At 71.5% G+C, this 11,991-nt stretch carries 12 protein-coding genes; 10 read left to right on the top strand and 2 right to left on the bottom strand.

Features of this window, described 5'->3' with window-relative positions:
* Positions 1-21: 21 nt before the first annotated feature.
* Positions 22-252: a glutamate synthase-related protein gene (locus ACFC0G_RS24510; protein WP_376406673.1), complete on the bottom strand. Its 231-nt coding sequence runs from the start codon at positions 250-252 to the stop codon at positions 22-24.
* Between the two features lie 125 nt (positions 253-377).
* Here ACFC0G_RS24510 and ACFC0G_RS24505 point away from each other — a divergent pair, with 125 nt between their 5' ends.
* From ACFC0G_RS24505 to ACFC0G_RS24470, 8 genes are all read left to right on the top strand, one after another.
* Positions 378-806, top strand: coding sequence for a hypothetical protein (locus tag ACFC0G_RS24505; RefSeq protein WP_376406671.1), 429 nt, complete (start codon positions 378-380; stop codon positions 804-806).
* A 244-nt stretch (positions 807-1,050) separates the two neighbouring features.
* Entirely contained in the window at positions 1,051-2,559 is a 1,509-nt protein-coding gene (locus ACFC0G_RS24500) for an aldehyde dehydrogenase family protein (RefSeq protein ID WP_376406782.1), read from the top strand.
* Positions 2,556-4,082: a GMC family oxidoreductase gene (locus tag ACFC0G_RS24495; RefSeq protein ID WP_376406669.1), complete on the top strand. Its 1,527-nt coding sequence runs from the start codon at positions 2,556-2,558 to the stop codon at positions 4,080-4,082. The genes ACFC0G_RS24500 and ACFC0G_RS24495 overlap by 4 nt, the downstream gene beginning before the upstream one ends.
* Entirely contained in the window at positions 4,079-5,164 is a 1,086-nt protein-coding gene (locus ACFC0G_RS24490) for a glycine betaine/L-proline ABC transporter ATP-binding protein (RefSeq protein ID WP_376406667.1), read from the top strand. The genes ACFC0G_RS24495 and ACFC0G_RS24490 overlap by 4 nt, the downstream gene beginning before the upstream one ends.
* Positions 5,164-5,373, top strand: coding sequence for a hypothetical protein (locus ACFC0G_RS24485; protein WP_376406665.1), 210 nt, complete (start codon positions 5,164-5,166; stop codon positions 5,371-5,373). The genes ACFC0G_RS24490 and ACFC0G_RS24485 overlap by 1 nt, the downstream gene beginning before the upstream one ends.
* Positions 5,370-7,343 carry an ABC transporter permease subunit gene (locus tag ACFC0G_RS24480; protein ID WP_376406663.1) on the top strand — a complete coding sequence of 658 codons (1,974 nt, stop codon included), beginning with the start codon at positions 5,370-5,372 and terminating at the stop codon, positions 7,341-7,343. Before ACFC0G_RS24485 ends, ACFC0G_RS24480 begins: the two co-directional genes overlap by 4 nt.
* A gap of 1 nt (position 7,344) precedes the next feature.
* The gene (locus ACFC0G_RS24475) at positions 7,345-8,304 is read left to right on the top strand and encodes an ABC transporter substrate-binding protein (protein ID WP_376406661.1); all 960 of its coding nucleotides are present in this window, start codon (positions 7,345-7,347) and stop codon (positions 8,302-8,304) included.
* 113 nt (positions 8,305-8,417) lie between these two features.
* Positions 8,418-8,726 (top strand): zinc-binding dehydrogenase, encoded by a 309-nt coding sequence (locus ACFC0G_RS24470; RefSeq protein WP_376406659.1) that lies wholly within the window; start codon positions 8,418-8,420, stop codon positions 8,724-8,726.
* A 331-nt stretch (positions 8,727-9,057) separates the two neighbouring features.
* Here the strand turns inward: ACFC0G_RS24470 and ACFC0G_RS24465 are convergent, their stop codons facing one another.
* Positions 9,058-9,738: a DUF4230 domain-containing protein gene (locus ACFC0G_RS24465; RefSeq protein ID WP_376406657.1), complete on the bottom strand. Its 681-nt coding sequence runs from the start codon at positions 9,736-9,738 to the stop codon at positions 9,058-9,060.
* A gap of 180 nt (positions 9,739-9,918) precedes the next feature.
* On the opposite strand from ACFC0G_RS24465, the gene ACFC0G_RS24460 reads away from it, so the two are divergent.
* The gene (locus ACFC0G_RS24460; RefSeq protein ID WP_376406655.1) at positions 9,919-10,581 is read left to right on the top strand and encodes a VanZ family protein; all 663 of its coding nucleotides are present in this window, start codon (positions 9,919-9,921) and stop codon (positions 10,579-10,581) included.
* 785 nt (positions 10,582-11,366) lie between these two features.
* Positions 11,367-11,639, top strand: coding sequence for a GlsB/YeaQ/YmgE family stress response membrane protein (locus ACFC0G_RS24455; RefSeq protein WP_376406653.1), 273 nt, complete (start codon positions 11,367-11,369; stop codon positions 11,637-11,639).
* The last annotated feature ends 352 nt before the right edge of the window (positions 11,640-11,991 follow it).

Below are 11,991 nucleotides of genomic sequence, written 5' to 3'. Positions count from 1 at the left end.
CGAGGGAGCGGTGGACCGTCGTCAGGCCCTGGGCGAGGGGAGCCCGACGGTGTCCGCGAACTCCAGCGGCGCGGCCCCGGTGCCGCCTTCCGCCCCGTCGACGACCATGAAGTCGGGCGTGACGTCCTCCTCCAGCATCGCCTCGCGGACGGCGGGGAACTCGCGACGCGATCCGACTGCCCTGGTGCCCCCGAGCGCGACCTGCTCGGAGCCGCGGGTGCTGCGGCGCGCCTTGTACTCGTAGACGTTCAACAAGAACGCGTGGGCTGAGGAGCCGACGGGGGAGTGGCGGCGGGCCCTGGATCGGGTGAAGCGCGACTCCTTGCCTGTCGGCGATCTCGCGGAGGTCCCGGCTGCCGTTCCCAATCCGGCACAGGTTGCCCGGCTCCGCACTGCGGTTGCTCAGCGGCGCGGGCGCGGTACTCATCTGGAGGCGTTCACACATCGACCGCTTCGGCGTGGCACCGGACGGTCGGCTGTTCCGGAACCAGGCCGGCAACTACGTGGACCCATCGGCCTACGGCACGACGTGGGCGCGGGCGCGGAAGTACGTGCTCACGCGCATGGAGCTCAGCTCCGGGCTGGCCAAGCGGCCCTACGATCTCAGGCACGCAGGCATCTCGTTCTGGCTGTACTCGGGGGTTGGCCCGGCCGAATGTGCTCGCCGCGCGGGCCAGAGCATCGAGGTTCTCTTCCGCCACTACGCCAAGTTCCTGGACGGCGTCCGGGATCACGCCGACCGCCTCATCGAGCAGGCCATGGAGGAGTGGGACCGCGTCAACCAGGGTGACCCGCCGGCGGGGTGAGTCGGGGATGTGGTCCGTGACCGGTCCGGAAGAGCTGGTCAGGAGCCGTCTGATGCTCTCCGATGGCCGTGTCCGCCCCCGCTCGCAATGACGTGTCCTGTATGTGCAACTTATTCATCCTTTGAGTGTGAGGCAGGACACTCTCCATAAGGCATTGCGCATGGTTCCAGAGACCCAGGGCAGGCGGCCGAACCGCCGGTACTACCGGCAGGGGAACTCAAAGGAACGAAGGGCCGTGCACGACGTGATCGCAGTACAACAGACCATCCATGTCGGCGGAGAGTGGCGCGCAGCCCTTTCCGGCGCCACGCGCGAGATCATCGATCCCGTCGACGCGACCGCCTTCGCGATGGTGGCGGAGGGCGGTGTCCAGGACACCGACGACGCCGTGGCCGCGGCACGAGCCGCGTTCGACGACGGAGCCTGGCCGCGTACGCCGGTCGCCGAGCGGGCCGCCCTGCTGCGGCGGGTCGCCGCCCTCCTCGATCGCGATCGCGAGCGGATCGGTGCCCTGGAGAGCCAGGACGCGGGCAAGACGCTGGAGGAGGGCCGCGTCGACGTCGACTGTGTCCGCGATGCCTTCCTGTACTTCGCCGACCTCGTGGCGAACGAGAACGGCGGACGCGTCGTCGACGCCGGTTCGGAGGAGATCCGCAGTGTCATCGTGTACGAGCCGGTCGGGGTCTGCGCACTGATCACGCCGTGGAACTACCCGCTGCTCCAGGCCAGCTGGAAGATCGCGCCCGCCCTCGCCGCCGGCAACACGTTCGTGATCAAGCCCAGTGAGATCACCCCGCTGACCACCGTCGTGCTGATCGAACTGCTCCTGGAGGCCGGGCTGCCGCTCGGCGCGGCCAACATCGTCACCGGGCCCGGCGGCACCGTCGGTGCCCGGCTCGCCGAGCACCCCGATGTCGACCTCGTCTCGTTCACGGGCGGTATCGCCAGCGGCACGAAGGTCGCCAGGGCGGCTGCCGACAGCGTGAAGAAGGTCGCCCTGGAACTGGGAGGCAAGAACCCCAACGTCGTCTTCGCCGACGCCTGTGCGACGCCCGAGGGCTTCGACACCGCCGTCGACCAGGCACTGAACGCCGCCTTCATCCACAGTGGTCAGGTCTGCTCCGCGGGCTCCCGCCTCATCGTCGAGGAGTCGCTGCGCGAGCGTTTCGTCGCCGAACTCGCCCGGCGGGCCACCCTGATCCGGCTGGGACGCGGCACCGACGAGGGCGTCGAGTGCGGTCCTCTGGTCTCCGCGGCCCAACTGGAACGGACCGAGGAGTACGTGGCCTCCGCCCTCGGCGAGGGCGCGGTCCTGCGGGCGGGCGGCGAGAAGCCGGCGGGTCCCGGCTACTTCTACCGGCCCACGGTCCTCGACCGGTGTCACCGCCGCATGCGGGTCGTCCGCGAGGAGATCTTCGGCCCCGTCCTCACCGTGGAGACCTTCCGCACCGAGCAGGAGGCCGTCACCCTCGCCAACGACACCGAGTACGGCCTCGCCGGAGCGGTGTGGAGCGCCGACGAAGACCGTGCCCGACGCGTCGCGGCCCGGCTGCGCCACGGCACCGTCTGGATCAACGACTTCCACCCCTACCTGCCGCAGGCGGAATGGGGCGGCTTCGGCAAGTCCGGCATCGGCCGGGAACTGGGCCACGGTGGCCTCGCCGAATACCGCGAGGCCAAGCACATCTACCAGAACCTCGCTCCGCGCCCCGTGCGCTGGTTCGCGGGCGAGACACGGAAGGACCAGGCGTGAACGATCAGCACGTGTACGACTACGTCGTCGTCGGCGGCGGTACAGCGGGCTCGGTGATCGCCTCCCGGCTGACCGAGGACCCGGACGTCAGCGTCGCCGTCATCGAGGGCGGCCCCAGCGACGTCGGCCGCGACGACGTCCTCACCCTGCGCCGCTGGATGGGCCTGCTCGGCGGCGAGCTGGACTACGACTACCCCACCACCGAGCAGCCCCGGGGCAACTCGTACATCCGGCACAGCCGTGCGCGGGTGCTGGGCGGGTGCTCCTCGCACAACACCCTCATCGCGTTCAAGCCCCTTCCCTCCGACTGGGACGAGTGGGCCGAGGCGGGTGCCGAGGGCTGGGACGCGGCAGCCATGGATCCCTACTTCGCCCGGCTGCGCAACAACATCGTCCCCGTCGACGAGGCCGACCGGAACGCGATCGCCCGGGACTTCGTCGACGCGGCGCAGACCGCGCTCGGCGTTCCGAGCGTCGAGGGCTTCAACAAGCGGCCCTTCCACGAAGGCGTCGGCTTCTTCGACCTCGCCTACCACCCGGAGAACAACAAGCGGTCGTCCGCCTCCGTCGCCTATCTCCACCCGTTCCTGGACCGGCCGAACCTGCACATCGCCCTGGAGACCTGGGCGTTCCGCCTGGAGATCGAGGGTACGCGCGCCACCGGTGTGCACCTCCGCACCAAGGAAGGCGCGGAGCACGTCGTGCGCGCCCGGCGCGAGATCCTGGTGTGCGCGGGCGCCGTGGACACCCCCCGCCTGCTGCTGCACTCCGGCATCGGGCCGCGTGCCGACCTGGAGAAGCTCGGCATACCCGTCGTGCACGACCTGCCGGGCGTCGGGGAGAACCTGCTCGACCACCCCGAGTCGGTCATCGTGTGGGAGACACATGGTCCGATCCCGGAGAACTCCGCCATGGACTCCGACGCCGGGCTGTTCGTCCGCCGGGACCCGGAGGCGGAGGGGCCGGACCTGATGTTCCACTTCTACCAGATCCCCTTCACCGACAACCCCGAGCGCCTGGGCTACCAACGACCCGCGCACGGCGTGTCGATGACCCCCAACATCCCCAAGCCGCGCAGCCGCGGCCGGCTCTACCTGACGAGCGCCGACCCCGAGGACAAGCCCGCGCTCGACTTCCGGTACTTCACCGACGAGGACGACTACGACGGCCGGACCCTCGTGGACGGGATCCGCATCGCCCGGCAGATCGCGGCGAGCGAACCGCTGGCAGGCTGGCTGAAGCGCGAGGTGTGCCCGGGCCCGGAGGTCACCTCCGACGAGGAACTCAGCGCGTACGCCCGCCATGTCGCGCACACCGTCTACCACCCGGCCGGAACCTGCCGGATGGGGGCCGCCGACGACGAACTCGCCGTCGTCGCGCCCGATCTGAGGATCCGGGGCCTCGACGGCATCCGGATCGCCGACGCGTCCGTCTTCCCGACCATGACCGCCGTCAACCCGATGATCGGCGTACTCATGGTCGGCGAGAAATGCGCCGACCTGCTGGGAGGTACGACCCGATGAGCACGCCGCACACCACCACGCCTCCGCGGAATTCGACGGAGTCCGTCTTCTCCGTACGCGATCTGTGGAAGGTCTTCGGACCGAAGGCCGACCGCGTGCCCGCCGACAAGCAGCTCGGTGCCCTCGGCGCCACCGAGCTGCGCGAGCGCACCGGCTGCACCGCCGCCGTTCGCGACGTCTCCTTCGACGTCCACAAGGGCGAGGTCTTCGTCGTCATGGGTCTTTCCGGCTCGGGCAAGTCGACGCTCGTACGGTGCCTGACCCGGCTCATCGAGCCGACCTCGGGCACGATCACCATCGACGGCGAGGACGTGCTGTCCATGGACACCGGCCGGCTCCGCGAGCTGCGCCGACACCGGGCGGCGATGGTCTTCCAGCACTTCGGGCTGCTGCCGCACCGGACGGTGCTCGACAACGTCGCCTACGGTCTTGAGATCCAGGGCGTCGGGCGCGGTGAACGGCGCGAGCGGGCGGCGGAATTCGTCAGCAAGGTCGGTCTGGACGGCATGGAGCACCGCAGGCCGAGCCAGCTGTCGGGCGGCCAGCAGCAGCGGGTCGGACTGGCCCGCGCGCTCGCCGTCGACCCCGAAGTCCTGCTGTTCGACGAGCCGTTCAGCGCCCTGGACCCGCTCATCCGCCGGGACATGCAGGAGGAAGTCGTACGCCTGCACCGGGAGGAGGGGCGCACGATGGTCTTCATCACGCACGATCTGAGCGAGGCGCTGAGGCTCGGCGACCGCATCGCGCTGATGCGCGACGGCCGCATCGTGCAGCTCGGGACGCCCGAGGAGATCGTGGGCGCGCCCGCCGACGACTACGTCAGGGACTTCGTCCGGGACGTGCCGCGCGAACAGGTGCTGACCGTCCGTTCGGCGATGCGGCCCGCGCTCGCCGACGAGTACGAGGCCGGTCCCGCGCTCGCCCCGAGCGCCACCGTCCACGAGGCCATCGAGGCCGTCGCCCGTACGGGGGCGAACGCGCGGATCGTCGAGGACGGCCGGTGCCTCGGGGTGGTCGACCACGTGGGACTCCTCGGTGTCGTCGCCGGGGTCCCGGCCACGACAGGGAAGGCGGTGGCCTGATGTACGCCCATACGACCTGGCCGCCGCCGGGCGGCACGACCCGCGCCGCTGCGGGAGCGTGCCGCACCGGACACGTCCGGGCGTTCCTCGTCGGCCCGCGACCGGTCCATGACGCCGGCCGCACCACCGCCGGCCCGGTCCACGGCGGGACGGACGTCTTCGCCCGCCCCGTGGAGCTGACGCGCGACGCGGGCGGGTGGGGCCGATGACCTCCACAGTCCCCCCTGCCTCTTCCCGCCGTGTATCCGCCCCCGACACGGCGCCCGGTGCCCTGCGCGCGTTCGTGTGCCACCGCGGCCGGCTGATCGGCGCCGGTACGGTTGCCGCGCTCGTCCTCGGCTCCCTGCTCCTCGGCGGCGGCAGCTGGCCGGCGTCGCTCGCCGTCGATCTGTCCGGCCCGCTCGACCGCACCAGCGACTGGATCATCGACAACCGCGACGGCCACCCGCTGTTCCTCTACTTCCTCGGCCACGTCAGCAACGTCGTGGTCATCTCCGTCCGCGCGGTCTACCTCGTCCTGCTCGCCCTCGGCTGGGCAGGCGTCACCGCCACCGCGGGTCTGGTGGCCTGGCGCGTCGCCGGCGTCCGGCTCGCACTGACCTCCGTCGCCGCCTTCGCCGCTTGCGGACTGCTCGGCATGTGGGTCCCCACCCTGCAGACGCTCGCCCTGATGCTCGTCGCCGTCGCCGCGTCCGTGCTGCTCGGAGGCCTCCTCGGGCTGGCCGCCGGCCTGTCCGACCGTACGCACCGGTTCCTGCGCCCGGTCCTCGACACCATGCAGGTGCTGCCGGCCTTCGCCTACCTCCTGCCCGTCGTCCTGGTCTTCGGGATCGGCGTCCCCGCGGCCGTCCTCGCCACCGTCGTCTACGCCGCCCCTCCCATGGCCCGTCTCACCGCGCTCGGGCTGCGCGGCGCGGACGCCGGTGTCATGGAGGCCGTCGCCTCCCTCGGCGCCACCGGCAGGCAGCGGCTGCTGACGGCCCGGCTGCCACTGGCCCGCAAGGAGCTGCTGCTCGGCGTCAACCAGTCGATCATGATGGCCCTCGGCATGGCCGTGATCGCGTCCGTCATCGGCGCGGGCGGTCTCGGCGACCGCGTCTACCAGGCGCTGGCCGCCGTCGACGTCGGTGCCGCGCTCGCCGCCGGCGTGCCGATCGTGCTGCTCGCCGTCGTCCTGGACCGGGTCACCGCCGCGGCGGGGGAGCGCATCGGCGCCGCTCCGGCCCACCGGGCCGGACTCCGCTGGGCCGTCGCCCTCGGGGTGACCGCCGTCGTCGCCGCGGCGGGTCGCCTGTCCGGCCGGCTCTCCTGGCCGGACGGGTGGACGGCGGACATCGCCCCACCCGTCAACGGAGCGGTCGACTGGATGACCGACCACCTCTACTCCGGCGTGCCCCTTGTCGGCGGCACCGCCGACTGGGCCGCCCGGTTCACCACATGGGCCCTCGACCCCCTGCGCGACAGCCTGCAGTGGCTGCCGTGGTGGGCGCTGCTGCTCACCGTTGGCGCGCTCGCCCTGCTCATCGGCACCTGGCGCACCGCCGCGACCGCCGTTCTCGCGATGGCCGCGATCGGTGTGCTCGGTGTCTGGGACCCGGCGCTCGACACGCTGTCCCAGGTCTTGGCCGCCCTCGCCGTGACGCTGGTGCTCGGCGTCGCCCTCGGCGTCGCCGCGGCCCGCAGCACACGCCTCGGACGCGTACTGCGTCCCGTGCTCGACGTCTTCCAGACGATGCCGCAGTTCGTCTATCTGATCCCCGTCGTCGCCCTGTTCGGTGTGGGCCGTGCCCCGGCGGTCGCGGCCGCCGTGGTCTACGCACTGCCCGCGGTCGTACGCATCACGGCCCAGGGGGTGCGCGCGGTGGACCCGGCCGCGCTCGAATCCTCGCGCTCGCTGGGCGCGACCGGTCGGCAGCAGCTGTTCCAGGTCCAGCTGCCGCTGGCACGGCCCGCGCTGCTGCTCGCCGTCAACCAGGGCGTGGTGCTGGTCCTCGCCGTCGTCGTCATCGGCGGCCTGGTGGGCGGCGGCGCACTCGGGTACGACGCGGTCTTCGGCCTCGCCCAGGGCGACCTGGCGACCGGTCTGGTGGCCGGGGCGGCGATCGTCTGCCTCGGTCTGACGCTCGACCGCGTCACCCAGCCGACGGAACGCCGCGACCTTGCCGGAAAGGGGGCCTGAGATGCCTCGCACACGCCTTGCCGCACTCACGACCGCCGTCGCCCTGACGGCCCTCACCGGTTGCGGCGCCGCCGACATGACCCGCCAGGCCTCCCCGTACGCCGACGCGAAGGACTCCCGCACGGTGACCCTGTCCGTGCAGTCGTGGGTGGGCGCGCAGGCCAACGTCGCCGTCGCGCGGTACCTGCTGGAGCACGAGCTCGGCTACCGGGTGGACACCGTCCAGATCGACGAGGTACCCGCCTGGGACGCCCTCAGCCAGGGCCGGGTGGACGCCATCCTGGAGGACTGGGGCCACCCGGACCAGGAGAAGCGGTACATCGACGCGAAGGGGACGATCACCCGGGGCGGGGACCTCGGGGTGACCGGCCACATCGGCTGGTTCGTGCCGGCGTACTTCGCCGAGAAGCACCCGGACGTCACCGAGTGGAAGAACCTGAACAAGTACGCCGACGAGTTCCGTACCGCGGAGAGCGGCGGCAAGGGCCAGCTCCTCGACGGCTCCCCGTCCTACGTCACGAACGACAAGGCGCTCGTGGACAACCTGGACCTCGACTACCAGGTCGTGTTCGCGGGTTCGGAGGCGGCGCAGATCACGCAGATCAAGCAGTTCGCCAAGGAGAAGAAGCCGTTCCTCAGCTACTGGTACAAGCCGCAGTGGCTGTTCGAGAAGGTCCCGATGACGGAGGTGAGGCTGCCCGAGTACAAGGAGGGCTGCGACGCCGAACCGGAGAAGGTGACCTGCGCCTACCCGCACACCCCGCTGCAGAAGTTCCTCAACACCCGCTTCGCGGACGGCGGAGGCGACGCCGCCGCCTTCCTGAAGAAGTTCCGGTGGACGACCGACATGCAGAACGACGTCGCCCTCATGATCGCGGACGAGAAACTGTCACCGGAGGAGGCGGCGGGCCGCTGGGTGAAGGGCAACGAAGCCACCTGGCGGGCGTGGCTCCCTTCCTGACGCGCCCGCGGCGGACCGGGCGCGCTTGCCGGTCCGCCGCACTTCCCCACAACCTGAGCCTCCGCCCGCGTCGCCGCCGCGACAGGACGCACCAGGTGAACAGAATGCCCCCGATGACGGTTACGGCATACGGGGTCGGCGGGGAGACGGCCGAGCGCTCCCTGAAGGTGCTCCGTGACGGCGGCAGGCTCATCACGCTGCCGGGCCCCGACGACGTGCCCGCCGCCCAGGACGGTGTGCCGGCCGCGTGGGTCCTGGTGGAACCCGGCCACCTCGGCCTGCGCGAGATCGCGGCCCTGGTGGAGCGCGGCGCGCTGAGGCCGATGGTCGACACCGTGCTGCCGCTCGCCGAGGCGGCGAAGGCCCACGTGATCGGCGAACAGGGCCGCACCACGGGAAAGATCGTTCTGACGGTCGCCTGACCCGCGGTCTGCATCTCCGTACACGTGACGGAGCCGCCGCCCCGGGCCGTCGTGTCCTCGTCAGCGGTGTTCCCGAGAACCGGGCCTGGCGGTCGCCCAGGCGTTCGTGGCCAAGAGTGACCGGGGCGCCGTCCACTTCGCCTCGCGCGGAGGAGGCCTCTCGCACACACCGGACCGCCTGCGTGAGGGCATGCTCGAAATCGGCTGATCCGGCCGGCCGCCTGCGCGCCGCCCCCGCTGAAGCGCTGCGGCGCGTGGGGAGCGGCCGCGGCCCCCGCCGCCTCCCGCGCCGATCAGTGCGCCTCCAGGGCGTGACCCGCGCGGATCCCGCTCATGGGTAGGTGACCGTCACCCGTTCGAAGCCGAGGCCGAGCAGGAGTTTCCGAAGCATCTCGGTCGTGTTCCGCTCGGCCCGGGACGTCAGGCCGGACTCGCGGGCGGCGTCGCCGATCCGCTGGGCGGCGAGGACGTTGACGTCCTGCTCGCTCGCGGGGTTGTCCGAGAAGAGGTCACCCAGCCGGTCGAGCAGACCACGCTGCTTGGAGACGGCGTACGAGCGCTCGGGATCGAGCGCGGGAGCGGCCAGCCTGGCGTGCGGCAGGCGCAGGGTGGCCTCGGTCCGGTCCGCGTCGACGGTCACGGTGCCGTCCCCGAGGCGGCCCAGTTCGACGTAGGCGCCGACGCTGCCGCTCGCCACGTAGAGGACGCGGGTGCCGCGGATCGAGTCCGGCAGGAACCGCGCGTCGTGCTCCAGGTCGACCACCACCTGATAGGTCCCCGCCGCGCCCTCGTACCGGCTCAGGTCCTGAACGGCCTTCAGGACGGCGGGACCGGAGCGGTCCTTCACCTGCGTCCCGAAGACGTCCAGACCGGGGAGCCTGAGGAACTGGCCGATCAGCATGAGGGCGACGGCGAGCACGAGCAGAGCGACGATGACGAGGCGCCACTTCCCTCCCGAGCGCCTCCTCGTCCGGCCGGGCGGCGGGGGTCTGTTCTCGGTGTCTTCTCCCATGGTCGCCTGGTGCCCGCATCGGCGCCTCCCATTCCCAACTCCGTTTGCGCTGGTACGAGTTGATGCTCCTGAGGCGGGTGCGTCAGATGTGCGGTCCCCGATGAATCGCACGGCATGCAGCCACCTCGCCCCGGGTACGCGGGGCCTATCCGCACACGGGAGTCCAGAGGAGGAAGAGGCATGATCGGTTGGAGAGCGTCGGGGAGACGGGCCGGAGCGGCGGGAGGCAAGACGGCAGCGGTGGCGCCCGCCGGGACGGAGCCGGCCGGGGCCGAGCCGACCGGGACGGGAGCAGCCGGGGCGGAGCCGGGTACGAGAGCGCCGAAGGCGGGGCCGGCGGCCCCGGTCCGACGAGGCCCGGGGCGGTTGGTGCGGACGCTGGTCACTCTGACGGCCCTCGCGGGCATGGTGGCGTTCGCCGTGGTCCTGGCCGGACTCACCCTGGAGGCCTCGCCGGCATCCGTCCCCCTCACCCACAGCAATCTGACACCGGGCCGGTCGATCGAGAACTACCTCCACCAGCCCGGCTTCGTGGAATCCGTCAAGCAGCTCGGGGGAAACATCGCCCTCGGCGTTCCCTTCGGAATCCTGTTGCCGCTGCTGTCCCGCAGGACACGCGGATTTCTTCGGGTCGCGCTCGTCACCGCGGCCACCATGCTGCTCGTGGAACTGGTGCAGGGCGCGCTCGTCACGGGACGCGCCTTCGACATCGACGACGTCTTCCTCAACACGACGGGAGCGCTCCTCGGCTACGTACTCGTCGGCCGGCGGCTGGGGCGCGCCGTCCGCCCTCGCACCCGCCCCCGCTGGTGGAAGCGGCGCCCGGACGACTCGTCCGCCTGACGCCGTGGCGGGAAGCGCCCCCGGAGCACCCTGTCGCGCGGCTCCGTCAGGACCCGGAGTGCCGCTCCCGAGACGCCCGATCCCGAAGCCGCCGGTCCAGCCCCCGCCGTCGAGACGCGTCTCCGACTCGCCGGCCGACCTCCCCCTGCGCCGGCACGTTCATGCGCTGCCGAACGTGTTCATGACGTACGTCCCCGAAGGCCGCCCCAGGTGGAAACCGCTGCCGATCCGGCTGGGGCATGGGCCACGACGGCCACTCCGTGGAGCCCGGCCGCTACCGGCCGGTCGTCACGAGGCCCTGCCCATGGGCGAACCGGGTCGTGGTCGTGCGGCGGCTCATCGCGCTGGAGGCCTGCCGGTCCCCGCAGGGGCCGGCAGATCGCGGAGGCGGGCGCTTGCGGCCCATGGCGGTCCGGACCGGGTGGCGGCCGGCGACGAGCCGGACGCCCTCGGGGGCAATTCGGCCCGCCTGCCCGGGCGGCCCGCCGCACCCACGTCGCCCTCCCCGCATCCCTGGCCATCCGGTCCGACCCGCCGGCTCTCTTCGGTCCGGACCGGTGCGTCAACGTCCTCACCTGATGCGGCTCATCGCACGGGGCGACGACCGGTGAGCCGTCGCGCCGAACCCGTCGGTGGGGGGAACTTCCCCCGTTCCGGCGCGCCCTGAGATCCGTGCCCGGATCGGGGAGGCTGCGGTGCGCCTCTTCGAGAAGAGATGTTTGGCGGCGCCGGATCGGTGCAGGCGACGCTTACGAACTTCTCAGGCGACGAACCGGAGGCGCATCATGGGCATCATCGCGTGGATCTTCATCGGTCTGCTGGCCGGCGCGATCGCGAAGGCTCTCATGCCGGGCAAGGACCCGGGCGGCATCATCATCACCATGCTCATCGGCATCGGCGGCGGCCTGCTCGGCGGCTGGCTCGGCAAGGTGATCCTCGGCGTCGACGCCATCGACGGATTCTTCGAACTTTCCACCTGGATCGCCGCCGTCATCGGCTCGGTGATCCTTCTCGCCCTCTACCGCCTCGTCACGGGCAACCGACATCGTCATGCCTGACCCCAGACCCAGGCCGACACACGGAGAAGGCTCCTCTTCCCCTCCCGGGCAGGGGCGCCTTCTGCGTGTGCGGCGCGGCCGACCGCTCCCCTTTCCGAGCCGGACCGGACCCGGACCGGAAGGAGACCGGAACAGCTGGTCAGGAGCGCGACAGCTGCGGGAGGGGGAGACGGACGCAGCGCGGGCGACCTCTTGCGTGGATCGGCGTGAGCCCAAGGCGCCTGACAGGTATAAGACCAGGTCAGGTGCCCTTCTTTGTGTCCCTGGAAGAAGCCGACCAGCTTCGGCGAGTAGGACACCAGCAGGTTCTTCGAGTGCTGGTGGTACGCGCCTCGCATGGCCTCTGACCAGC

Origin of the sequence: Streptomyces sp. NPDC056169 (assembly GCF_042268445.1) — a bacterium.
Taxonomy (GTDB): domain Bacteria; phylum Actinomycetota; class Actinomycetes; order Streptomycetales; family Streptomycetaceae; genus Streptomyces.
Note: the sequence above shows the minus strand (reverse complement) of the source record. Positions and strands in the feature narration are given on the sequence as shown.

Coding starts and splice junctions, on each gene's coding strand:
- ACFC0G_RS24460 (WP_376406655.1), top strand. CDS start 9,919: ATGATCGGTTGGAGAGCGTCGGGGAGACGGGCCGGAGCGGCGGGAGGC.
- ACFC0G_RS24480 (WP_376406663.1), top strand. CDS start 5,370: ATGACCTCCACAGTCCCCCCTGCCTCTTCCCGCCGTGTATCCGCCCCC.
- ACFC0G_RS24490 (WP_376406667.1), top strand. CDS start 4,079: ATGAGCACGCCGCACACCACCACGCCTCCGCGGAATTCGACGGAGTCC.
- ACFC0G_RS24470 (WP_376406659.1), top strand. CDS start 8,418: ATGACGGTTACGGCATACGGGGTCGGCGGGGAGACGGCCGAGCGCTCC.
- ACFC0G_RS24485 (WP_376406665.1), top strand. CDS start 5,164: ATGTACGCCCATACGACCTGGCCGCCGCCGGGCGGCACGACCCGCGCC.
- ACFC0G_RS24455 (WP_376406653.1), top strand. CDS start 11,367: ATGGGCATCATCGCGTGGATCTTCATCGGTCTGCTGGCCGGCGCGATC.
- ACFC0G_RS24465 (WP_376406657.1), bottom strand. CDS start 9,738: ATGGGAGAAGACACCGAGAACAGACCCCCGCCGCCCGGCCGGACGAGG.
- ACFC0G_RS24475 (WP_376406661.1), top strand. CDS start 7,345: ATGCCTCGCACACGCCTTGCCGCACTCACGACCGCCGTCGCCCTGACG.